Annotated in this window: 27 protein-coding genes and 1 pseudogene; all 28 read left to right on the forward strand. The window is 35.9% G+C overall.

Annotated features, from left to right (window positions below):
• The coding region (locus tag ILT06_RS30375) for a hypothetical protein (RefSeq protein ID WP_222655847.1) at positions 1-567 on the forward strand (567 nt) is incomplete at its 5' end.
• A 16-nt stretch (positions 568-583) separates the two neighbouring features.
• Positions 584-1,729 carry a helix-turn-helix domain-containing protein gene (locus tag ILT06_RS30380; protein ID WP_222655848.1) on the forward strand — a complete coding sequence of 382 codons (1,146 nt, stop codon included), beginning with the start codon at positions 584-586 and terminating at the stop codon, positions 1,727-1,729.
• 59 nt (positions 1,730-1,788) lie between these two features.
• Positions 1,789-1,851: pseudogene (locus ILT06_RS30385) on the forward strand (DUF3983 domain-containing protein); the annotation flags it as partial.
• 16 nt (positions 1,852-1,867) lie between these two features.
• Positions 1,868-2,398: a Holliday junction resolvase RecU gene (locus ILT06_RS30390; RefSeq protein WP_222655849.1), complete on the forward strand. Its 531-nt coding sequence runs from the start codon at positions 1,868-1,870 to the stop codon at positions 2,396-2,398.
• Positions 2,398-2,736, forward strand: a complete 339-nt coding sequence (locus ILT06_RS30395; RefSeq protein ID WP_222655850.1) for a zinc-finger domain-containing protein — start codon at positions 2,398-2,400, stop codon at positions 2,734-2,736. The genes ILT06_RS30390 and ILT06_RS30395 overlap by 1 nt, the downstream gene beginning before the upstream one ends.
• A gap of 147 nt (positions 2,737-2,883) precedes the next feature.
• Entirely contained in the window at positions 2,884-3,384 is a 501-nt protein-coding gene (locus ILT06_RS30400; protein WP_222655851.1) for a sigma-70 family RNA polymerase sigma factor, read from the forward strand.
• Between the two features lie 261 nt (positions 3,385-3,645).
• Positions 3,646-4,206, forward strand: coding sequence for a hypothetical protein (locus tag ILT06_RS30405; protein WP_000523414.1), 561 nt, complete (start codon positions 3,646-3,648; stop codon positions 4,204-4,206).
• An 875-nt stretch (positions 4,207-5,081) separates the two neighbouring features.
• Positions 5,082-5,486, forward strand: coding sequence for a helix-turn-helix domain-containing protein (locus tag ILT06_RS30410; protein WP_222655902.1), 405 nt, complete (start codon positions 5,082-5,084; stop codon positions 5,484-5,486).
• Positions 5,486-5,701, forward strand: a complete 216-nt coding sequence (locus ILT06_RS30415) for a hypothetical protein (protein WP_222655852.1) — start codon at positions 5,486-5,488, stop codon at positions 5,699-5,701. The genes ILT06_RS30410 and ILT06_RS30415 overlap by 1 nt, the downstream gene beginning before the upstream one ends.
• 159 nt (positions 5,702-5,860) lie before the next feature.
• A complete protein-coding gene (locus ILT06_RS30420; RefSeq protein ID WP_222655853.1) occupies positions 5,861-6,433 on the forward strand; it encodes a recombinase family protein in 573 nt (190 codons plus the stop codon).
• Positions 6,434-6,484: 51 nt separating this feature from the next.
• On the forward strand, positions 6,485-6,664 hold the full coding sequence (locus ILT06_RS30425; RefSeq protein ID WP_222655854.1) for a hypothetical protein: 180 nt from the start codon (positions 6,485-6,487) through the stop codon (positions 6,662-6,664).
• Between the two features lie 21 nt (positions 6,665-6,685).
• Positions 6,686-7,537 carry a phage terminase small subunit-related protein gene (locus ILT06_RS32755; RefSeq protein ID WP_261784584.1) on the forward strand — a complete coding sequence of 284 codons (852 nt, stop codon included), beginning with the start codon at positions 6,686-6,688 and terminating at the stop codon, positions 7,535-7,537.
• 193 nt (positions 7,538-7,730) lie between these two features.
• Positions 7,731-8,987, forward strand: a complete 1,257-nt coding sequence (gene terL / locus ILT06_RS30435; protein WP_261784585.1) for a phage terminase large subunit — start codon at positions 7,731-7,733, stop codon at positions 8,985-8,987.
• A gap of 69 nt (positions 8,988-9,056) precedes the next feature.
• Positions 9,057-10,532 carry a phage portal protein gene (locus ILT06_RS30440; protein ID WP_222655855.1) on the forward strand — a complete coding sequence of 492 codons (1,476 nt, stop codon included), beginning with the start codon at positions 9,057-9,059 and terminating at the stop codon, positions 10,530-10,532.
• A 113-nt stretch (positions 10,533-10,645) separates the two neighbouring features.
• The gene (locus tag ILT06_RS30445; RefSeq protein WP_222655903.1) at positions 10,646-11,164 is read left to right on the forward strand and encodes a phage head morphogenesis protein; all 519 of its coding nucleotides are present in this window, start codon (positions 10,646-10,648) and stop codon (positions 11,162-11,164) included.
• A 113-nt stretch (positions 11,165-11,277) separates the two neighbouring features.
• Positions 11,278-12,489: an XkdF-like putative serine protease domain-containing protein gene (locus ILT06_RS30450; RefSeq protein ID WP_222655856.1), complete on the forward strand. Its 1,212-nt coding sequence runs from the start codon at positions 11,278-11,280 to the stop codon at positions 12,487-12,489.
• A gap of 16 nt (positions 12,490-12,505) precedes the next feature.
• Entirely contained in the window at positions 12,506-13,492 is a 987-nt protein-coding gene (locus tag ILT06_RS30455) for a phage major capsid family protein (RefSeq protein ID WP_002141527.1), read from the forward strand.
• 170 nt (positions 13,493-13,662) lie between these two features.
• The gene (locus ILT06_RS30460; protein WP_000869887.1) at positions 13,663-13,827 is read left to right on the forward strand and encodes a YqbF domain-containing protein; all 165 of its coding nucleotides are present in this window, start codon (positions 13,663-13,665) and stop codon (positions 13,825-13,827) included.
• The gene (locus tag ILT06_RS30465; protein ID WP_222655857.1) at positions 13,827-14,363 is read left to right on the forward strand and encodes a hypothetical protein; all 537 of its coding nucleotides are present in this window, start codon (positions 13,827-13,829) and stop codon (positions 14,361-14,363) included. Before ILT06_RS30460 ends, ILT06_RS30465 begins: the two co-directional genes overlap by 1 nt.
• Positions 14,360-14,725, forward strand: coding sequence for a hypothetical protein (locus ILT06_RS30470; RefSeq protein WP_222655858.1), 366 nt, complete (start codon positions 14,360-14,362; stop codon positions 14,723-14,725). The genes ILT06_RS30465 and ILT06_RS30470 overlap by 4 nt, the downstream gene beginning before the upstream one ends.
• A gap of 6 nt (positions 14,726-14,731) precedes the next feature.
• Complete coding sequence (locus ILT06_RS30475; RefSeq protein WP_222655859.1) at positions 14,732-15,142, forward strand: HK97-gp10 family putative phage morphogenesis protein; 411 nt, start codon at positions 14,732-14,734, stop codon at positions 15,140-15,142.
• Positions 15,143-15,145: 3 nt separating this feature from the next.
• Positions 15,146-15,568, forward strand: coding sequence for a hypothetical protein (locus tag ILT06_RS30480; RefSeq protein ID WP_222655860.1), 423 nt, complete (start codon positions 15,146-15,148; stop codon positions 15,566-15,568).
• Positions 15,569-15,580: 12 nt separating this feature from the next.
• On the forward strand, positions 15,581-16,183 hold the full coding sequence (locus ILT06_RS30485) for a hypothetical protein (RefSeq protein ID WP_222655861.1): 603 nt from the start codon (positions 15,581-15,583) through the stop codon (positions 16,181-16,183).
• A gap of 57 nt (positions 16,184-16,240) precedes the next feature.
• Positions 16,241-16,759 (forward strand): hypothetical protein, encoded by a 519-nt coding sequence (locus ILT06_RS30490; protein ID WP_222655862.1) that lies wholly within the window; start codon positions 16,241-16,243, stop codon positions 16,757-16,759.
• Positions 16,723-17,145 (forward strand): hypothetical protein, encoded by a 423-nt coding sequence (locus ILT06_RS30495; protein ID WP_222655863.1) that lies wholly within the window; start codon positions 16,723-16,725, stop codon positions 17,143-17,145. Before ILT06_RS30490 ends, ILT06_RS30495 begins: the two co-directional genes overlap by 37 nt.
• A gap of 34 nt (positions 17,146-17,179) precedes the next feature.
• The gene (locus ILT06_RS30500) at positions 17,180-20,203 is read left to right on the forward strand and encodes a phage tail tape measure protein (RefSeq protein ID WP_222655864.1); all 3,024 of its coding nucleotides are present in this window, start codon (positions 17,180-17,182) and stop codon (positions 20,201-20,203) included.
• A complete protein-coding gene (locus tag ILT06_RS30505; RefSeq protein WP_098103072.1) occupies positions 20,200-20,883 on the forward strand; it encodes a hypothetical protein in 684 nt (227 codons plus the stop codon). The genes ILT06_RS30500 and ILT06_RS30505 overlap by 4 nt, the downstream gene beginning before the upstream one ends.
• A complete protein-coding gene (locus ILT06_RS30510) occupies positions 20,880-22,424 on the forward strand; it encodes a hypothetical protein (RefSeq protein WP_222655865.1) in 1,545 nt (514 codons plus the stop codon). Before ILT06_RS30505 ends, ILT06_RS30510 begins: the two co-directional genes overlap by 4 nt.
• Positions 22,425-22,432: the final 8 nt, after the last annotated feature.

The raw sequence follows: 22,432 nt of genomic DNA on the forward strand, positions 1-22,432 counted from the left end.
GAAGCACACATTTTAGTCTTTGATAAAATGTCATACGAACTATATTGTTTAGTTAGTAAAGATAGGTATAAAGTTATAAAAAAAGAAGCGATAGACCCAGAGGTTCCTCCACATTATACCTTTATATATGCACAGTCTAATCCAGAAGAAGAAGGACATAGCTTATTTTCTATAATAGACGATATTGGTTTTAATAATGAATTAGCTGTTAAAAAGAAGTATGCGAAGGAAAAAGCTAAGGAGTATTTGTTTGGATGGAAAGTGGTGTCTTCAGTGTTAATTGTGTATGACTTTGATAAGTTTACTGAAAATGTATCTGCAATAGAAGCTTTTCGTCCTTCTAGTTTGAATCTCATTCCTATAAATGGAATTGATGATTTAACAGTTCATAGACCAATCTTTACTATTCCTGAAAATAAAATAGCATCTCAAAATAGCTTAGACAATGATCAACAAACTAAGCAAGTAAGTGTTAAATTAAAAACGGCGATTAAAAATCAATTACAAGGGAAAGAAAAGCTAATTATAAAACTGGAGAAGAAAAAGGATATCAAAGGGGAGGAATAAGAGGAGGAGTATTTAGATGGGAGCCTTAGCATTTAATCCCAATAGATTGAAGGCAGCAAGAATTTATAGAGGGTTAACTATCACCGATTTAGCTGCAGAAATAGATGTTACAAAGCAAATGGTATCACAATATGAAAACGGAAAATCGGTTCCAGGAATTGATACTCTTTTTAAAATAATTACTGTTTTAAAATTTCCTAGAGATTTCTTTTACAAAGGGAATTTTAATGCTGCAGTTGAAAATACATTTTTTAGAGCAAGTTCCACAGCAACCAAAAAAAGTTTAAAAATGCAAGAGGTCCATTCTTTGTTAATAACAGAAATATATGATGTGTTAGAGGAGTATGTGGATTTTCCAAAACTGAATTTGCCACAAAAAATAAGTGATAATCCAGAAGAAGCAGCAATCCAATTAAGAGAATTTTGGGGCTTAGGGATGGAACCAATAGATAACATCATTTACGAATTAGAACAAAATGGGATAATAGTGACTAGCTACGAAAGTAATCAATTTAAGATTGATGCATATTGTCAACATCAGTTAATAAATGGTCTTGATAGATTTGTTGTAGTGTTAACAAATGACAAACAATCATTTGCGAGAAGACAATTTAATGCTGCACATGAATTAGGACATATATGTTTGCATAAAGAAAATTTAGTAGTAGATGAATTGAGCACTGAAGAATTTGCACAAATGGAAAATGAAGCTAACGAGTTCGCAGCAGCTTTTCTATTACCTAAAAATGCATTTTTATCAGATCTTCATTACCCTAATAAATTGGAATATTATATAGAATTGAAAAAGAAATGGAAAGTTTCCATTCAAATGATGATAATCAGAGCACGTAATTTAGATGCGATTAATTATAATCAATATCAATACTTAATGAGAAAAGTATCCGCGTTAGGCTGGAAACAAAAAGAGCCCTTAGATGAGGTTTTTGTTATGAGAAAACCTCAAGCTTTTAATTCAGCTTTAGAATTAATTATATATAATGACGTGTTACAAAGTTCACAGTTTATTAATCATTTGTCAATTGATAAGGAAGATATAGAAAAGGCGATAGATATCGATTCGAATATTTTGTCATACGCTAGAAACATTGAGGATAATTTAGTTAGATTAAGTAATACAAGACGTGATTTAATGTCCAAGTAAGGAAATCCTGAGGACGCTAAATAAGTGCATAAAGCACTCGTTTAGCGTCTTTTTTATTTGAGAAACATAGAGTGGACACAACATGGCGAAACATATTTGTTAAACGTGGAGTTATTAAATAGAAAGAGAGGGAGCAGCATGGGATACGGGAATAGAGGAATGGCATTTGAGCTTTTATTAAACATTACATGCCGTATGTATAAATCAGCGAATGTAGGTATTTTCAATAAACGTCCAACACCGGTGAAAGTTATAAAAACGAATAAAAAAGGTGAAATAACAAAAAGTGCATGGGAAAGCAAATCTACAGTAGATTACGATGGTGTATATAAAGGAAGAGCAGTGTACTTTGAAGCAAAATCTACAAAAGAAACAACAAGATTTCCATTAGACAATATAGGTAGACATCAAATTGATTATTTAAAAGATACGCAAGAGCAAGGAGCTATTTGTTTCTTTTTAATAGAATTCAGAGAAGATCAGATTATCTATTTTGTTCCAGTTTCATTAGTAGCAGAATACTATGAAGCTATGTTATACGATGGTGGCCGTAAATCCATTCCAAGGGAAGAATTTGAGAAACATGCGTATGTAGTAGAAAGAACTGATCGTGCTCTCGTAGATTACTTGGTACATGTAGATAAATTAGATTGGCCACTTTGCAGCTGATGGAACAAACGAGAAGTATCAATAAAAGAACCGTACGCATAAAGATAATAAATTTACAGGACCATCATTGTAAGAGATGTGAGTATCAATACAAACCAAGTCATTGTTTACATAATTGTGATATAGGTAAACAGATGAATAAATTAGGTACTGCTTTAGGGGGCACCTATGTAGGTGATCAGCCAAAAAAGAGAACGAAAGCGGAATGGGATGTTTTATGTGAAAAAATATTAATAATGCAAGAGACTGGAATGACTAATGTACAGATAGCAAAAGAACTTGGTATACGAGATCCAAGTTATATAAGTGAGCAATTGAAAAAGCGAAATCTAAGATAAAAATTTCACATACCGTATTAAAAGGATAAATAAAAAATAATGAAAGTAATAGTCCACATTTAGAGGGCGTTGATTATGCATAGGAAAGCATTTCTTCCTATATATAATTCAGCGTCCTCTTTTTATATAAAAGGAGGAACCTGAATTATGAAAGATTTAATGAAGCAGTATACCGAAACAAGAAAGCATTTAGAAGCATCTAAGGTGGGCGCAACAGAAAAGGATATAAGTATTACTAATGAAATGATTAGCGATATTAATTATGCCCTGGAATGGATGCGTACTGCTAAACAGCCAGATAAAAAGAGAGGGATTGAACGTAGAGCTGCATATGAGCGTGAGAAGCCATGTGATCCATTATTAATGCAAAGGTATGTACGTAGTACTGAAATGCCAGTATATGAATGGGATACAGAAGTGAAAGAGAGTGTTATTTCTGAATGGGATCGTATACAGCTAGAGGATGCATTATCAACTCTGACTGAAAGAGAAAAGGAGATATATGTAATGTCTAGAGGGTATGGATTTACACAAGATAAAATTTCCAATTATTTAAAATTGCAAAGAACTACTGTTCAAGAATATTTAAAACGAGCGGATAAAAAGATTGGTGAAAGATTGAGTGGAAGTCTATTTTGTATAAGATAGGGGCCAAAAAAATCGTGCTCTTAAAGACAGTTAATCTACCATCTAACATTATATCTATATCCACAATTAAATTGATAAATAAAACACAGAATATTTAAATAATTAAATTGGAATTATCTTGAAACCGCAGTTTTAAAGGTTATAATCGTTGGATTTCATCATTTTTCCGCTTTCTGAAGGGTATATATTTTTATAGCTTTATGTATTAAGATGGAGTTGTGCTAGAAAATACCGGTAAAAAAGCATAAATAAGGAAAAGGGATGGGATTAAAAATGAAGACTTTATTAAGAAATATTGTATCAATGGCTCTCGTACTCGCTTTGTTTACAACTTCTTTCGCTGGAATCTCCAAAGCTCAAGAGATTAATAGTGAAGAAGAAAAATTAGTACAAGAAGTAGCTGCACAATTGAAATTTGTTGTTGAAGAAGCTGCAATTAAAGATAAACATGGAAGAGTAGTAGATATTGATATTGATATGATAGAAAACAAATATGGTAAAACTGAAGAATTAGAACAATTGAGACAAGAAATCCAACGTGTAAATACACCACCTGGCTATGAAGATCCATTCAAACAAGAAACGGAAGCTGTAGATAACTGTATAGAAAGAAAACTTATAGCAAATTATAAAGAATTTCTATCAGTAGGCTTTATAGGTTCTATTATTGCTAATATTACTAACAAAGAATATGAATTAGCAGCTAGAAAAATGATTAGATTAGGCGTCAAAGGTAATTTAATTGGTTTAGCTGGTCAGCTTGCTTGGTATCTAGGTACATGTATTTATGAAGAAGAAGGCTGGACAGGAAAAACATGGTGATTGATAAAAAACAACCTCTTATTTTCTAGAGGTTGTTTTTTTTGAAGAAAATAACCACATCATAATTTCAAAAAACACTACTATAAATAGTGTTTTTATAAGGTTTTCAAACCAATTAAATTGATTATGATTTGCATAGTTAAAAGCTACCAATACAATATACAGTAGGACTATAAAAATTAACGGTCTCTTATATGTGAAACTCAAATTATTCACCCCTTAAATACTTACTTAGGAAAGTTACCCATAATACTATGTTAACCCAAAGTGCAATCATTTTCAGTGATTTTCTATATTTCTCCACATTTGTAACAGCCCCCCTTTTTTGAAAATAACGTATTCCCATAATAAATTCTCTTTGAAAAAAATGTCGAAATTTGTCGTCATAATGCCCCTTATATATGAGAGACCGAAACCAGCTCTTATAGATAAGTGATTAAGTGAACGTATAGCGTTGCTCTCCCTTATCTGTAAGAGGATTTTACTAAACATGCGAGTAAGGAGTTGCGTACCTCACTTTGTATGTAGTTCTTGATTTCAATACGCAATTAGAATAGTCTTCAAAACTTCATTAATTTAAATGGTCTAAATGGAGGAGAGCTTCTGTTCTCCTTTAAGTTGATATCTGCCAACCATTAAGGTGTCAATTTAAAGGGGTACGGAAATACCGCCATAAATTAAAAAATTCCTGGGAGAACTTTTGCTTCTCTCCTAGCCACTGACGTGAGACGCGTAGTCAAAAATGTAAGAGTGCGGTGGTTGGGAGAGAAATAAGAGTAAACATGCATCCGTTATGGGTGTTTTTTTATTGATGTGTAATTATTACATAATAAATGGTTTTATAAAACGAATGATAGTTATTTGAGGTGAGTGAACTGGAAGCAGAAGTATTAAATGATTTAACAACAGAATTAAAGACACGAGTTTTATCTGGTGCAGTTACATGGGAGCTAATTAATGCTATTGTATTAGATCGTTTAGAAGGAATAGCAGATAAAACAAAAGTGAATGAATTTGGTATAGGGATGTATGGTGTTAAATGGGAAGATGTTGATTTGAAACCATATGCAGTACTAGATAATGTTATTGGTGTTAATGATGCTCATCTTATTAGCGGCCTTTCTCCTGGTCATATAAAAAATCTATGTGCAGCAGGTGCTGTTGAATCTAAAAAGATTGGTGGAACATGGGTGATAAATAGAGAGCGGTTTGAAGAGTGGTTCAAGTGTTCATGTGAAAACAAAACAAACTCAACACAAACCAAATATTGTAAGAGGTGATGATAGTGCCAAATGTACATTATACTGCTCATGCAAATAACGAAAGTAAAGATGCTACAGAATACGTAAATGCACTAGCTTATATATCTACTTTTTTACTAGCTTATTCAGATCAGAAGGTAATCGGTAAATTATTAGCTCAATCTAACGAAAAGGAATTTGAACTAATTAAAGGGATGACGAGTGGATTACAACTTATTTTGTCCGAAAACTAGTGTCTCAAAAACAAAACATTATGAGACACTCAATATATGGGCCTTAAAACCTATAAAAATGGTATAAGAAATGTCTCAAAACTATGTCTCAATTAATAATTGATTTTGATACAGGAATTTGATACACTTTTTATATCAAATAACAAGGGATGATGGTGCATGATATTCGGATATGCTAGGGTTTCTACTAAAAAACAAAATTTAGATATGCAATTGGATGAATTAAACCGTTATGGTTGTGAAGAAATAGTTACAGAAAAAGAAAGCGGAGCGAAAAAGGACAGAAAAGAGCTTCAATTATTACTTAGCAAACTTCGCAAAGGTGATACATTGGTTGTTTACAAGTTAGATCGTTTAGGAAGAACCATGCACCAGTTAGTTAATTTATTGCAAGAATTTAATGATAAGGAAATTCACTTTGTTTCTATTAAAGATGGTATTGATACATCTACAACAATGGGAAGGTTTTTATTTCATATATTTGGTGCAATGGCTGAAATGGAACGCGAGGTTATTAATGAACGTGTTGTTAGTGGCGTAGCTGCTGCAAAAGAACGAGGAAAACAAGGTGGTCGCAAACGTGCTCATACTCCGGAACAGATAGAGGGTATGCTAAAAATGGTTGAACAAGGGTTACCTAAAGTTGATGTCTGTAAGATGTTCAATGTTTCAAGGGCAACTTTATATAGATACATAAATGAAGAAGAAAAAAATACGAAAAATTTAAAGTAGCGAATTCGCTGCTTTTTTATTTTGTGAAGCGATTAGCGTGAGGTGGTGTAAATGGAAGAAGAAACTATAAACGTTCCTACATGCTCTGTTTGTAATGAGCCTTGCATGTGGACATTAAAAATGCCATTAACTATTACTCATTTTGATAATACATATATCCGTGAAGTGAATACGGGTAATGCTCATATATGCATTGAGTGTTTAGAGAAGGAAGTGCAAACAATTGGATAAGGGGGCAGGTGTTATGTAATTATGGCCAGACAACGAAGTCCAGACCGTAACAAAGCGTATGAAATATTTAAAGAACATAATGGTGATATTACGAATCGTAAAATTGCCGAATTGTTGTCTACATCCGAAAAAACTGTAAGCGAAAAAACAGTTGGGGGATGGAAATCAAAAGATGAATGGATAGACAAATTAAACGGAGTACTCCAAAAAAATGAACGGAGTACTCCAAAGAAAGATACGGAGTACTCCAAAAAGAAACCAGGAGCACCCAAAGGTAATAAGAATGCTGTAAACAATCGTGGTGGAGCCAAAAAGGGCAATAAAAATGCTGTCGGTAATTCTGGTGGCTCTGCTCCACCTGGTAATAAGAATGCTGTTACTCATGGCTTATACGCCACTATTGTTTATGAGAACTTATCTGAAGAAGATAAACGCCTATTCGATTTATCCCAAGATATTGAGGGGCAAGAACAAGAATTACAAGTAGCTCGTTTTAAATTAGCTAAATTAATGGAGGATCAACAAAAGCGACGTCTTGTTGGTGGTGATCTAATTGAATATAAGCTGAAAGATGATTTTTACACGGCTGCTATTGTAAAAGCACTTGATACAATATCGAAAATCGAAACGCGGATTAATAAAGCAACAATGGAACGTGAAAAGTTAGAGTTACAGAAAGCAGAGCATGAAAAGAAACTTGCTTTGATGCAAGCGCAAATAGATAAATACAAATCAGATACAGATAAAAAACATTTGGGCCAATCAACAGTTAAGCGAGGTGAGATAGCTCAAAAGATAAATTCAAGTGATGATGCCTTGGATTTAGCTATGAAATTATATGAAAAAGTTCAAGAGAATAAGGGTTCAGGATGAAAGTGAGGGAGAAATATGGTGGATGTTCAAGAGATGTTGGATGAAAACGTATTTCGTGAATTAGCGAAAGCTAACTATCCCTTTTTACGTTCAGTACGCTCATAAAGGATTTTATAAACATGCAGATCATACGAAACTGATTACAAAGGCGTGCCAGAACTTATTAGAGGATAAATTAGCAACAAATCGATTAATGGTATTTATGCCACCGCGACACTCTAAGTCACAATCTATTACCGAAACGCTTCCAAGTTGGTATTTAGGATGCAATCCGAATAAACGAGTGATCGAAGTTTCATATGCTGCTAGTCTTGCAGAAAAGTTCGGTAGACGTAATCGCGCTAAAGTGGAAGAGTTCGGACAAGAGATTTTTGGAATTAGCATTGATGAGAGACAAGCGTCTGTTACTGATTGGGCTATACAAGGTAAATTAGGCGGTATGTTATCAGTTGGTGTAGGTGGTTCTATTACCGGTGAAGGTGCAGATTTAATGATTGTCGATGATCCAATTAAAAACCGGCAAGAAGCCGAATCAACCACCTATCGTAATAGGTTATGGGATGAATGGGAAGATACATTATCTACACGTTTACAAAAAGGCGCAAAGGTTATTCTTATTTTAACTCGTTGGCACGAAGATGATCTTGCAGGTAGATTGTTAGAAAAGGAGCCGGAAAAATGGACGGTTCTTTCTATTCCTGCTGTTGCTGATACGAAAGATGATCTGCTTGGTAGGGAAATCGGTCAAGGTTTATGGGTATCACATTATGGCCAAGAGTATTATGACGATAAGAAAGACTCTTCTTCTGCGCGTTCTTGGCTTTCTTTATGGCAGCAAAAACCTTCTAGCGATACAGGAAGCATATTTAAAAGGAAATGGATGCAGTATTATGATGTGTTACCTAAATGGGAAGAGTTCGATCAAATTATTACATCATGGGATATGGCGTTTGATAATGCTACAAGCAATAGTTCATATGTTGTTGGCCAAATATGGGGGAAAATAAATGCAGATAAGTATTTAATTGACCAGGTAAGGGCGCAAATGAACTTTCCAGAAACGAAAAAGGCATTCGAAGTTTTCCATAATAAATATGAAACCATTATTAGAAATGGCGGATTTAAGAAATCTATACCAAAGCTTGTTGAGAAAAAAGCGAATGGTCCTGCAATTATCAGTTCATTAAAAAGTGAGATTAGCGGTATTATACCTATTAGCCCACAAGGTTCAAAAGAAGCGCGTGCAGAAGCTATTTCGCCAGAATTTCAATCAGGTAATATTTATATACCAAACCCTAAGATGCATACATGGGTACATGATTATATAGATGAGATGGTTTCTTTCCCTTCCGGTAAGCACGATGATCAGGTAGATACGACTTCTCAAGCATTGGAGCATTTCTTCACGAAACCGAAGAAAGTTATGGGTGGGAAAGTTAAAAGAGTGTAGTCGGACATTTATTGTTCGGCTATTTCTTTTGCTCTTTATCAATAGTAGAAAGGGGGATATACAAACGCTATGAGTGACAAGAAAACCATGAAGAATGTAAAAGTATTCAGCATTAATAAAGCTGCAGATGATCCGAAGAATAAGGAAGATCACAGCAAACAAATGACCGTTGATCCATTCGCACAAATATATGGTGATAAGGGATTAGTCAAACCTCCATATGATATGAAAGTTCTATTAGATATAAAAGAAAGTAACCCTATTCATTCTGCATGTATTAGTGCAAAGGTAGATGATATTGCAGGTGTTGGTTTTGATTTTGCACCTTTTGAAGAAAAGAAAGAAGCGAAGCAAGAGCAATATGAAGCATTAAAACAATTTATGAGACACTGTAATCCAGAAATGACAAGTTCAGAGATTATTAGAGCCGTATGGGAAGATTATGAAACAGTTGGCTGGGGAATTATCGAAGTCATTCGTAATATGAAAGGCGAGCCGTCACAGTTGTATCATATCCCAGCTCATACGGTACGTGCTCATAAAGATAAAGTACGCTTTGCTCAAATTGTAAATAACAAAGAACGATGGTTTAAAAAGTTCGGTTATCCCGATGATTTCCGTCTTGCTGATGGTAGGGAGCTAAATGCAGAAGATATTGCAGAAAGTGGAACTGAAAAAGCAGGAGAAGTAATTGTTATTCGTAAATTCGGTTCACGTTCTTCTTACTATGGGATACCTAACTATGTAAGTTCTATCGGTTCTATAGTTGGATCGCAAGCAGTAAGAGATTACAACATTAACTATTTTACAGGTAAAACTATTCCAGATGCCCTTCTATTTGTTGAGGGAGTCGATGAAATAGATGATTCGGTAGAAAAAGAACTAAAGGCGTTTTTCTCTGTTGAAGCAAAAGGCGAACATCATAAATTAGCAGTTGTTCCAGTACCAGAAGGAGCAAAAGCTAGATTAGAGAAAATAAGTCCAGATGTAAAAGAAGGTAGTTTTCGTTTATATAAGCAAGATAACGCAATGGAGATATGTGTGGCCCATCGTGTACCGCCTTATCGTATCGGTTGGGCTATGACAGGTTCATTAGGGCAAACAACTGCTAAAGAAATGAACGAGATGTACAAACGCTCTATTATAGAGCCTGGTCAAGAAATCTTAGAACATCGATTGAACAATCAATTATTCCGTGTATTTGCTGAAATACTAGGTGGTTTAGATTGGCATTTCAAATTAAACGAAATTGATACGGATGATCGTGAAGCTGATATGTTATATGCAGCTGATGGTTATGAAAAACGTATATTAACGCGGAATGAATCTCGTAAAGTAGTAGGTTATGAACCTGTAGCAGATGGGGATACATTCTTTGAAGGTGGAACAGCAGCTTCTCAATTCGAACCTATTGTAAAATCAGCAGACAATGAGCAAGAGAGCATAATTGCTATTAATACATTTAGGGAAAAGCATGAAGAAGTAGAGAAGGTCATGCAAAAGAAGGTAGCTGATTTTTTTCCGAACAGGGAAATAGGCTCCTAAACCTGCTTCCCGTAATTCCTATTAAGAAAGCAGATGAAGAGATTGATTTTGTAATTGCAGAAGCAGAAGTTGATGAGTTCTTGGATAGTGTGGATTGGGACGAGGAACGACAAATGTTTGTCGATGAAGTCACGGACACACTACAGGATGATGTTACAGAGTTTGTACAAAGTACCATTGCATCAAACGGTTTAACTTGGATGGTATTAGATCCAATTGGTGACGTTGCTGCAAAGTGGGTCGCTGCTTATGCATTCGAATTAGCAAAAGGCATTCATGAAACAACTAAAGATAGATTAAGAGAAGTCATGTTAAACAATCTTAGTGAAGGGATGGGTGTCGATGCATTAAGCGTTTCTATTGCAGATGTAATGTCAGAAGCCAGTAACTACAGAGCAATGATGATTGCACGTACAGAAACAACCTATGCAATGAATTACGGCAATCTAATTGCTTATAAGGGTGCAAATAGAAATAAAAAAACATGGCTTACAGGAAACGACGAGCGTGTTTGTAAAGAATGTGGCGGTTTACATGGTGAAACGGTAGATATTGATGAATCATTTAACAATGGAAAGATGTGTCCACCAGCTCATCCTCATTGCCGCTGCACTATGATTTCAGAAGAGTAACAGAAATAAACCTATTGATTGGGGTTTCATCGTCAAAACGTATAAGGCTTTAAATTGGCTGTTATGCGTTTTGACAGTGGAACCCCAATATTTATAGGGAAGGAGGTAAAACGGTGGGATATGAACTGAAAAACGCCGAGATTAGCTATATTTCATTAGTTACAAAAGGTGCGAACGGTCGTCAATTTGCCATTATGAAGAGTGCAACTGCTAAACAACCTAATATATCGAAACAAGTTCCAATCCTTAAAACGGAGGAAGAGAAGCAACTTGTTACAGGCGTTGTATATGAACCGGATGTTGAAGATTCGCACGGGGACAAAATGACCGCAGAAGAAATTGAAAAAGCTTCACATACCTTTATGGAAAATTACCAACACATCGACAAGCAACATGATGAAGTTGCTGGTAAAGGGACAGTTGTTGAAAACTGGATTGCTAAAAGTGATATGACATTAGGCGAACAAGAAGTAAAAGCAGGAACATGGCTTATGACTGTTCGTGTTGATGATACAGAAACCTGGGAAGAAATCAAAAAAGGTGAAGTAACCGGCTTTTCAATGGGGGGATTCGGTGAACGTGTAGAAATCGCAAAAAATGATGATTTTACCCATGAAGAAAAAGGATTTATCCGTAAAATGTTTGATTTCATCAAGGGTGAAACACACAGAATCGAAAAAGGTGAAGTGAAGGACCGTTTTATCGATGGGAAACAAAATCGTGATTTACGTGCTGTTTTTGATTTGTTCGAAGATGTGTTCTATTGGGAGATTTGGGAGAACAATCCCGATATCGACCGTATGACGGCTGCACTTGATGATATGAAGGAAGTACTTGCTTCTATTAAAGGTGGATATACCATCGCTAAAGCAGACGATAAAACGCAAGCAGAAAGCATTGTACTAGAGAGTATTAAAAAAGCTGGGAAAGTGTTATCCCAAAAGAATCATGCGAAATTAGATGAAGCATTGGCTTTAATTAGCGAAATAAAAGAAGCTGCTTCAACAGAGGAGGAAGAAGAAATGAAAGCAGAAGAAATTGCAGAGATTGTTAAACAAGCAGTAGAACCACTAGCTACTAAGTTAGATAAGATTGAGAAACAAGTGAATGGCGAGGAAGTTCCAGGTGATAATCTTACACTAGAAGAGCAAACAGATGCAGAGAAAGCTGCAGAAGTTATTCAAAAGGCTTTAGAGCCAATTACCAAGCGACTTGAGAATATCGAAAATGCTGCTTCTATTCGCAAAGGTTTAGATCCAGATGAAGAACTTACACCAGGACAACAACAAATTAAAAAATCTAAATGGGCAGGATTAAACCTGTAAGGGGAGGATTATCACTATGACAATGACTAACGCAGAATTATTAGCTCATATGGAACGAATTACAAAAGGTGCAATGACAACAGGAGGAACAGCTGCTGGACTATTAAATCCAGAACAAAGTAAAGAGTTCTTCCGAATGGCATTCGATACAACGCCATTCTCACAATTACACCGTAAAGAAATGCGTAAAGCAAAACAAGGTGAATTAGATAAAATCGCAATTGGTGGCCGTATCTTACGCAAGAAAACAGAAAACAGCGACGATAATTACCGCGCAGGTGTTCAAACTTCTAAGATTGAATACAATACAAAGGCTATTCGCTTACCTTGGGAGATTACAGAAGAATTACTCCGTGAAAATATTGAAGGTGAAGGTTATGAAGATACTGTAATGGCTCTTATGTCTACTCAATTAGGTATCGATTTAGAGGATCTACATTGGAATGGTGATACAGAATCTTCAGACGGAATGTTATCTATCAATGATGGATGGTTGAAAAAAATCAAGAAATCGAAAGAGTCTCATATTGTCGACCATGCTAAATTAGTAACTGGTACAGGTGAAGCAGCAGCGGCAAATGGATTTGGAAAAGGTTCTATCTTTGCTTTATCCGGCGCAATGCCAAATAAATATAAAAACAGCAACCTACGTTGGATTATGTCTCCAAGTCGTAGAGAGAAATGGATTGAGTATTTAACAAATCGTCCTACTGGCGCTGGTGATGCTGCATTACTTGGAGCAGGGGATCAAGTTAATAAACCAATGGGATACGGAATTGTTACTGTTCCATCTTTAGAAGACGATGTTATTATTCTTGCAGATCCTAAAAACTTCATTGCGGTTAATACATATGACACTCGTGTTCGTAAAACTACAGAAGGTAAATCTGCAGTAATGGAAGATAAACGTTTCTATGTAATTCACTTTGATGATGATGCTGTAGTTCAAGAAATGGATGCAGTAGCAATCCTAACAAATATTCCAGATACGTTTGGAGCTTAATATCCAGGCGTATTTTTTATTGAAACAAACTCTTTGTTATTAGGGTTTTGAATGTATACTTTTTTACTGTTTTCTTGTTTTTAATGGAAAACGAGATAGAACCAATAAAACCAACAATACGAATGTAAACTTTCATGTAATAGTTTACATTCGTGAAAGGGGTGTTAATTATGAAAGTAGTTACGCTGCGATACGGTGGCACTTACACCGCTTATGGACAAAAGTTTAAAAATGGCCAAGAAGAAACAGTTGCAAATGATAAAGCTGATTACCTTGTAAGTACTGGACATTTTGAACTTGTAAAAGAAGTCGATAAGAAGGAGAAAGAAACATAATGGATATTACCATACAGGACATTAAAGAACGCGTAAATGTGCAGAAAATACCTGATACAGTTATTCAAGAACTAATAGATTACTATACGGTTATTACTAAAAAGTATTTAAGGGTCAAGCCGGAGAATCCAATGATAGAAATCATCCAAACAAGCAAACTAGCTTGGCTTTCTTTTCCTGCTGAATCTATAGCAAAAGTAACTCACGTTAGTTCGAAACAAGATATGACCGATTCTATTACTGTAAATGGCCGTATTGTTCATGGTTTATCCGAAAATCAATTATATGAATTTGAATATAAGATACAAGATTATGATGATCTGCAGGTACTTATTAGGAAATGTATTATTGATTTGGTTATTTCTGCAGTAGGTCGTGCTAAATTACAACGGAAAGGTATGAAGACATCCGAAAGTATAGGGGATTATTCGTACCAGATTAGCCCAGAAGCGTTAGACGAACCTGCTACAAATAATAAGATACTTAATGGTTTAAAAGCGTTTAGAGCAAGAGTTAAGCCGGTAATGGCTATATGAGTATGTACTTTGTTGATGATATGGAGGATTTATATATTCATGAAGTAGTTGTAAAACGAAAAACAAAAAAGAAACAATCCTCTGGTAATTATGCAGAAGTTGAAGAAGACATTTATGAAAATATGATTTGCCGCGTAACTACTAATTCTGCTGCTGATAATGAGAGATTTAAGCGTGATAAACAAAATTTCGATACAACTTTTAAGATATATGCACCTGCTTCTTACAAAATTAAGCCTAATGATCGTATTCATTTTAAAAATGAAGAATTAGGCGTTGATTATACGTTTGAAGTAAAAGGAGAACCGCGTAATCCTGCATTTATGAATCATCACATTGAGATTTATTGCGAAAAGGTGTGATTCTATATGGCTAATTCAGTAGAAGTTGAGTTCTCAAGCAATATGGAGCAAGTAAAGACTCACATTAACGCTATGTGTGTTGAAAAAGTAACAGCAGCATCTATTCATTTACAAAATCAAGTTAAGAAGAATCTCACGGGTAGCCGTAGCGGTAAACAATACAAAATACCTCATACAAGTCGTAAGTATACTGCTTCTAAACCAGGGGAAGCTCCTGCTGTTCGTACTGGTGATTTGCTAAATTCGATTAAATACAATGTTAAACGGTCACAATCAGAGGTATTGGGTGCAGTAGGAAGCGACTTGCAGAAAGCGATATGGCTTGAAGCTGGTACAAGTCACATGGAAGCCCGTCCATTCCTATTAAAAGCGTTTGAAAAAGAGCGCAGAGAGCTTAAAAGAATGATGGGAGGGTAATATATGTCTAACGCTATTGCAGCTATTAGAACAATCGTGGAGAAGGATGAAATAATTAAAACTAATCTATCTGAATATGGTGAAGGCGAGGACAAAGGCCCTGCTCTTTCATTCCAAACTGCACAAGATGATATGGAAATGCCTTATGTAGTTATGAGAATTGAAGCAGATAATCCGGATGATGTTGAAATTATAGATCGTATGATTCTGAATTTCGATGTGTATTGTGATAACGGGGATTATGATAAGGCAAAGTTGATTGCTACACGTATTGAGAAGTTACTAGATAGAGAAGTTGGTTTAAAAGATGATGGGATACTTTCTATACATCGTGCAGGTAAACTGCCGGTACCGGATGAAGACCCATCTATCATTCATATAAATGCTAAATTTCTTGTCCGAACCATGCGAACGGACTTGTATTAGGGGGTAGGACAAATGAGCTGGAAATTAATTAATGGTGTCCGTGAAGGGACTACTGATAATTTTGTTATCGGTCCTGGTGTCATGTACAAAGGTTTTAAAAGTGTAAAAGAATTAGGTGAACTTGTAGGAGCGACTACAGGCGGAACTAAAGTAGGTTTTGACCGTGAGTATTACGATGCGGATATTGATGGTGTACTAGGTAAAATGGTGCGCGGTAAGTGGTTATTAAAAGATGAACCGCATGTTGAACTTACATTAGTAGAGTTTACAAAAGAAAATCTGCAATTAGCTTTACCTGGTATGACAATAGATAGTACTACAGAAACAGACTACAATATTATGAAACCTTCTAATGATATTCCTGATTCAAGTTACCATGATATTGCATTAATCGGTATGATTTCGGGAAGTGAATCACCTGTTATCTTTGTAATTCGTAATGCGATGGTAGTTTCATCTATTGAGGTTGATCTAAAAGATGGTAAAGGGACAGTTGGTTTGAAATGTAAGTTTATTGGTCATTACAGTGAATCTGCACCATCTACGCCACCGTATGAAATTTACTTACCTAAGAAAAAGAAAACAGCAGCACTTAAAGCACCGGCTACCGCATAAATGGTAGTCGGTTTTCTATTACATAAAACAAGCTAAATGCTAAAAGGAGAGAACAAAATGGCTTCTATTTTAGAAAAAATGATGAATACTGGTACAGATATTACAATCGCAGGTGTACAAGTATCAATGCGACGATTAAATGTAACTGATGTTTGGCGATTCGCTAAGATCATTTCAAAGGTTGGACGCAGCGCAATGGCCAACTTCGCTGATTTCGGTAAGGATAAGCAAGAAATGGATGAACTAACTAAAGCAGCAGAAGACCTTCCGGAAGAAGAAAAACAAGCACATTTAGCTGCACTTAAAGAGAGACAGCAACAAAAAGGATTAGAATTTGCTTTCCGCGTCCTAACAATGATTCCTGCTTGTGAGGATGATTTTACAGAGTTCTTTGCTAGTTTGTTAAAAGTAAAAACAGAAGAGTTTCGACAATTCCCTCCAGAAGCAATGGTTGCTGTTATACAGGGCCTATTAGAAAGTGAGGACTTAATGACTTTTTTCAACCAGGTCAAGGGACTCGTGAAAGTTCAGAGCGAGAAATGGAGCAAACCAGCAGCAGCTCAAATGCAAGCGTAAACGAAGATACAGATGAATATTTAGAGGAAGCTGAACAAAACATGTTACGTACTTTCGATAAGATTCAGAAGCGGTATGGATGGACAGATGAATATGTCTTATCCATACCTTATTCGCGTTTAATGGATTTATTTTCATTAATTGCACAAGAAGAGCAGCAAGAAGAACTAAATGAGTGGAAGAAGATGGCGTTCATTGGCTTTCAAACTCGTCAGCTTGAAGAAGGTACTACTTTCAACGATTACCTTCAAGCTTTTGGACTTACCGACACCCAGGACGATAAAGACTCATCTTATGAAATGGGTGAAGTATGGACGAAAGAAGAATGTGAAGCGCATGTTGAGCAAATCATGGCTCAATTCCAAGAAGAAGACGATGAGGAATAAAAGGGTAATAGACCCCAGCGAAGGGGGTGCATAAATGCTCGCTGAAATGTTCCAATTGTTCGGAACGATTGGTATTAAAGCAGAAGGTGCTTATAAAGATTTACAACAGTTTGAAGATCGAGTACAAAAGACTGCAAATGGAATGCATGATAAGTTCCAAAAAGCAGGGGAATCAATTAGCCATGTAGGTAGTAAGATGCAAGAAACAGGCGCTAATATGACCGCTGGTGTTTCATTACCTTTAGCTGGTATTGGTGCTGCAGCAGTTAAAGTAGCTTCTGATTTTGATACTTCTCAAAGAAACATCCAATCTTCTTTAGGTCTTACTGAAAAAGGTGCCGAAAACCTTGGTAAAATCGCAAAAGAAACTTGGAAAGATGGATTTGGCCAAAGTATTGAAGAAGTAGATCAATCCCTTATAAAAGTGTATCAAAATATGAAAGAAGTTCCTCATGAAGAATTAGAGGAAGCTACAAAGAGTGCTATGACACTGGGTAAAACATTTGATTCTGATATCAATGAAGTAACCCGTGGTGCAGGGCAATTAATGACTAATTTCGGTATTTCTTCAAAAGAGGCATTTGATTTATTTGCTGCTGGTGGACAAGAGGGTTTGAACTATTCAAATGAAATGTTTGATAATGTGTCCGAATATGCACCACTTTATAAACAAGCCGGGTTCTCTGCTAACGAGATGTTTACCATTATGGCAAACGGAACCCGTGATGGCAGTTATAACCTCGATTACATTAACGACCTTGTAAAAGAGTTCGGTATTCGTGTACAGGATGGTTCAAAAGGTGTAGCTAATGCTTTTGCTGAAATGTCTCCCGAAACACAAAAAGTATGGGATAACTTCAACAAAGGTAAAGGAACTTCTGCAGATGTATTTAATGCCGTCTTAGGTGATTTAGGTAAGATGGACGATCAAGTAAAAGCAAACCAGCTTGGCGTGGCTGTTTTTGGCACAAAATGGGAAGACATGGGTGCTCAAGCTGTACTAGGTCTTAATGATGCCAATGGTGCATTAGGTGACGTTGAGGGCACAATGGGTAAAATGCAGAAGACGCAGCAAGAAGCCTTTGGTGTTCGTTGGCAAAAGTTAATGCGCACTACGATGGCATCACTAGAACCACTAGGACAAGCCATCTTAGATATTGCAGAAGTAGCCCTTCCTCCAATTATTAAAGCGGTGGAATTAGCAGCAAAAGCCTTTAGTTCTATACCGAAACCAATTCAAATTGGTATCGTAGCAATTTTAGGTATGGTTGCTGTATTAGGTCCACTAATTGCCATGATGGGATTCATGACAAGTGGAGTTGGTGCATTTGTCGGTTCATTTAGATTCCTAGTACCAGTATTATCTAAGGTTCCTTTGTTATTTACGGGTATATTAAAACTCGGACCTAGATTGATTGGTATGTTTGGAATGATAGGAAGAGCAGTAGCTTTTCTAGGTAGTACTGCATTTGCAGGACTTTTAAAAGTAGGGCCTAAACTTATTGGAATGTTTGGTGCAATAGGTAAAGCGCTCGCTATACTCGGTAGATCTGCAATGACATTACTCATGAATCCCTGGACAATTGCCATACTTGCTATTGTTGGATTAGTTTATTTGATTTACAAAAATTGGGATTCTGTTGTTAAATATACGAAACAAGCCGTTAAATGGATGGGTGACGCATGTTCTAAGGGGTGGGACGCAACCGTAAAAGGTGCAAAATCAGCCTGGTCGGGTTTATCTAAATTCTTTTCCGGATTTTGGGAGGGTACGAAAAAAGTCTTCCATGCTTCTGTATCATTTATAGGAAAAATGCTCGAAGCAGCCTGGCGCGGTATAGCCACAGTTATAAAGTTTTACATTAATTTCTGGAAAAAAGCATTCGAACTTGGGTGGATTGCTATAAAATTCATTTTTAATGCCGCTTTAAATATTTTAAAAAGCGTTGTTAAATTCGCCTTAGAAGTTATTAAAAATGTAATCTCATTTTATATAAAAGCATACCAAACGATTTTTAGAGTTGGGTGGAATATCATTAAAACGATATTTACAACTGTCCTTAACTTTTTGAAATCGTTTATTCGTGCTACTTTCGAATTTATAAAAAATATGATTTCAACAGCGATGAATGTTATAAAAACCATAATTTCTGCAGCCTGGAATTTTATAAAAACGGTATTTGTTACTGTATTGAATTTCATTAAAACCACTGTTCAAAATGCGTTCAACTTTATTAAAAATATAATCATTACCGTAATGAATGCGATTAAGAATTTCATTCAAGCGGCATGGAATTTTATTAGGGATACGATCATTGGAGCAGTTCGAGCCTTTGTTAATTTCGTGGTAGATAATTTCAATAAGATTAAAAATACAATTTTTAGCGTTGTTGGAGCTATTAAAGATTTCATAGTAAGTAATTTCGCTACGATTAAGAAAGTTATTACCGGAACTTTTACAGGGATTGTAGATATCGTAAAAGATGTATTTAGTAAAGTAGGATCCATTGTAAAAAATGTAGCAAAAGATGCAGTTAGCTGGGGGAAAGATATCATTGCTGGTATTGGTGAAGGTATGGCTGCGATGGGTGGTTGGGTAGCTGATAAAGCAAAAGGTGTAGTCAGCGGAATTCCAAAAGCGGTTAAAAAGTTCTTTGGTATTCGATCTCCTTCACGCCTAATGATGGAATTCGGTGGATTTATTACAGAAGGTTTAGGTGTAGGGATGGAAAAAATGATTCCTGCAGTCGATAGAGCTTCTGAACTACTAAATAAAGCCGTTGTTCCACCTAAACCAATGAAACTAGTAACCGATGTATCTACTCAAATCGGACAAATGGGAGCACGTTCTGCTGATTTAATTGGGAAGACTGCGCATCCATATGCTGGACAAACCCACGTTGAGAAGAAAACGGATAAAGGTGTAACAATTCAAAATGCTACATTTAGAGTCGCTGTTGAAAAATTACAATCTGCAGATGACTTTGTAAAAATGAGAAAACTGCTACAAAACGTAGTTGCTGATGATCTAATGGGAATGGCGGTGCGAAATGTATGAGTGTATTAAAAACATTGCATAGAAAAGCAGGTTCGTATTACCTCTTTGAAGAGATAGTAGAATTAAAAAACACAATACAATATACCATTACTTTTGGATGGCCAGGGACATATAACTTTCATTTTATGTCCCAAGTTCCTATTGGTTCTGATGGCATGCTGCCGAATAAATACTTTATTGTTCGGGTAAATGGTATTGAACGGTTTAGAGCGAGAGGGCCTTACGCTTGGGAAGCACGAGAGATATTTGTTGGTGCAGGGCCGCAAACAATTGAATTTACAACAATAGGCTATGGTGCTTCTGATGTAGCCTATGTAAGCCAAGCTTCTTATCATGCATTTGGGTATGTTCCTAACATTGCAATGATTGAGCAAACAAAGATGCCAAAGTCATTAGACGGCTTAAAAACTCACAATGTTATGCATGGATATCCGCGTTTTCAAAGTGCTGGTAATAAAGGATGCGAAGTAGAATTCACTCTGCTATTTAGAGATATAAAATATTGGCGTGATTTCATGAGGGAAATATATCGTACTCATATTATCACCGGTGATTACGGTACATACGGGGGTATTATCCCACCTAACGAAGTAGATACAATAAGAAAAGGCACATTAGTAATAGCGAAATGCAAATTAATATCTACAGCACAAGCAGGAGTTGGAGTTGATGGCATATGAGGGAAGGTTCTGTATCTTTAATTAGAATGTTGGGGAGTCATTTCCAATTAGGAAATAACTCCCCTAATTTAATTGTTTTTATGAAAAAAAGGGACTCTTCTTCTTACGTCCAAATTCAACACCGTGTAACGGGTTTAGAAGTCCAGGAGAACGCAGACCAATTCGCAAGTACATTTACTATTACCTTTGCAAATGAATACGGTCAAATGGCTCCTGATAATTGGTATGGTAAGTTTTCCTCTATTCAAGAATGGTTTTATAACAGTGAAGTAACAAATACAAATCAACTGTATCCACAAACAGAATTTAAGGTATCTATTGGCTACGGTGAAGAGGTTTTACCTTATATACATGGTTTGGTATCTGATGTGAAGGTAAATGCCGAAAGTGGTACTATTTCAGTCACTTGTACAACATCTTATAAGAAACTTCTACATAAATCAGTAATCCCAACACCTGGATCGGATGAAATTGTCGCACCAACTGGAAATGTTTATGATGTTGTGAAATTCTTCTTCCAAAAAGCAGGGGTTGTCTTACATGGTAGTCCCGTAAACATACCTGGTACCAATCAAAGTTGGCTCGTTGAAGGAGCGACTGGTAAGAGATTTCAAAAATGGGATGAAATTGTTCGCGATATTATAGATACAACATTCCATTACATAAAACATGAACCGGATGGAAGTTGTACATTTATGAAAATGCCGGACTATGCCATTAATGAACCTTCTAAATTTAATTTTACAGAAGGAGAAAACCTTATTTCATTAGATATGCAGCTAACGGACCAGGATATAAGTAATAGCATTGTTGTTAAATGTGGAGATTACGCAAACGGATTTCTTAATTCATTTCTTTTAAAAAATGTATCGCAGGGTGATTTGCGAGAGGAAATGATAGAAGTCCCTTGGGCGACAACGTTTTTCGCAAGAAGAGCAGTAGCTGCAGCTTATCATTTAAAGGCAATACAGAAGTTTAGAACATTAACGGTAGCGGTAGTTGGTGATCCAAGGATTCAATTGTTCGATGTAATTTCTGTTTACAACAGAGATTCTGGCCAACAATGGAATTATTTCGTAAAAGGGATTAATACTATGATTTCAGCAGATGATGGTTTCTATCAAACTTTAGATCTAACAGTTAACTATGGATACGAACCTACTCCATATACAGATATAGAAGGTATTACAGTAAACGTAGATACCTTACGATTAAAACTTTGGGATTATGATTTAGAAGATGGTGACGTAATAAACATTTACGCCAATGATAGGTTAATAGAAGAAAATTACCTTATCCGAAACAAACCTACATATGTTGATATCCCACTCGAATATGGGGTAAATGTAGTTGTATTTGAAGCTGTACGAAATCCCTTAAGGTGGCTTACAGGACGACTGCAAGTGTTAGATACACAGAATAATATTCTATTTGATTATGGTGCTCTTCCAGATTTAACGTTTGATAGAAAAAACATAGGTCCAGATGGATATTATATTCATCGTCCCGCAAAAACATGGTCTGTCACAAGGGTAAATTAGGGGTGATA

The sequence above is a fragment of the Bacillus sp. 17RED48 genome, assembly GCF_019837545.1.
Taxonomy (GTDB): Bacteria; Bacillota; Bacilli; order Bacillales; family Bacillaceae_G; genus Bacillus_A; species Bacillus_A wiedmannii.

Bases quoted from the DNA above. Each gene is read 5' to 3' on its own strand.
- ILT06_RS30405 (WP_000523414.1), top strand. From the start codon at position 3,646: ATGGGATTAAAAATGAAGACTTTATTAAGAAATATTGTATCAATGGCT.
- terL (WP_261784585.1), top strand. From the start codon at position 7,731: ATGGTATTTATGCCACCGCGACACTCTAAGTCACAATCTATTACCGAA.
- ILT06_RS30455 (WP_002141527.1), top strand. From the start codon at position 12,506: ATGACAATGACTAACGCAGAATTATTAGCTCATATGGAACGAATTACA.
- ILT06_RS30445 (WP_222655903.1), top strand. From the start codon at position 10,646: ATGTTTGTCGATGAAGTCACGGACACACTACAGGATGATGTTACAGAG.
- ILT06_RS30420 (WP_222655853.1), top strand. From the start codon at position 5,861: ATGATATTCGGATATGCTAGGGTTTCTACTAAAAAACAAAATTTAGAT.
- ILT06_RS30470 (WP_222655858.1), top strand. From the start codon at position 14,360: ATGAGTATGTACTTTGTTGATGATATGGAGGATTTATATATTCATGAA.
- ILT06_RS32755 (WP_261784584.1), top strand. From the start codon at position 6,686: ATGGCCAGACAACGAAGTCCAGACCGTAACAAAGCGTATGAAATATTT.
- ILT06_RS30465 (WP_222655857.1), top strand. From the start codon at position 13,827: ATGGATATTACCATACAGGACATTAAAGAACGCGTAAATGTGCAGAAA.
- ILT06_RS30510 (WP_222655865.1), top strand. From the start codon at position 20,880: ATGAGGGAAGGTTCTGTATCTTTAATTAGAATGTTGGGGAGTCATTTC.
- ILT06_RS30500 (WP_222655864.1), top strand. From the start codon at position 17,180: ATGCTCGCTGAAATGTTCCAATTGTTCGGAACGATTGGTATTAAAGCA.
- ILT06_RS30475 (WP_222655859.1), top strand. From the start codon at position 14,732: ATGGCTAATTCAGTAGAAGTTGAGTTCTCAAGCAATATGGAGCAAGTA.
- ILT06_RS30415 (WP_222655852.1), top strand. From the start codon at position 5,486: ATGATAGTGCCAAATGTACATTATACTGCTCATGCAAATAACGAAAGT.
- ILT06_RS30505 (WP_098103072.1), top strand. From the start codon at position 20,200: ATGAGTGTATTAAAAACATTGCATAGAAAAGCAGGTTCGTATTACCTC.
- ILT06_RS30395 (WP_222655850.1), top strand. From the start codon at position 2,398: ATGGAACAAACGAGAAGTATCAATAAAAGAACCGTACGCATAAAGATA.
- ILT06_RS30400 (WP_222655851.1), top strand. From the start codon at position 2,884: ATGAAAGATTTAATGAAGCAGTATACCGAAACAAGAAAGCATTTAGAA.
- ILT06_RS30440 (WP_222655855.1), top strand. From the start codon at position 9,057: ATGAGTGACAAGAAAACCATGAAGAATGTAAAAGTATTCAGCATTAAT.
- ILT06_RS30485 (WP_222655861.1), top strand. From the start codon at position 15,581: ATGAGCTGGAAATTAATTAATGGTGTCCGTGAAGGGACTACTGATAAT.
- ILT06_RS30460 (WP_000869887.1), top strand. From the start codon at position 13,663: ATGAAAGTAGTTACGCTGCGATACGGTGGCACTTACACCGCTTATGGA.
- ILT06_RS30495 (WP_222655863.1), top strand. From the start codon at position 16,723: ATGGAGCAAACCAGCAGCAGCTCAAATGCAAGCGTAAACGAAGATACA.
- ILT06_RS30490 (WP_222655862.1), top strand. From the start codon at position 16,241: ATGGCTTCTATTTTAGAAAAAATGATGAATACTGGTACAGATATTACA.
- ILT06_RS30425 (WP_222655854.1), top strand. From the start codon at position 6,485: ATGGAAGAAGAAACTATAAACGTTCCTACATGCTCTGTTTGTAATGAG.
- ILT06_RS30480 (WP_222655860.1), top strand. From the start codon at position 15,146: ATGTCTAACGCTATTGCAGCTATTAGAACAATCGTGGAGAAGGATGAA.
- ILT06_RS30380 (WP_222655848.1), top strand. From the start codon at position 584: ATGGGAGCCTTAGCATTTAATCCCAATAGATTGAAGGCAGCAAGAATT.
- ILT06_RS30390 (WP_222655849.1), top strand. From the start codon at position 1,868: ATGGGATACGGGAATAGAGGAATGGCATTTGAGCTTTTATTAAACATT.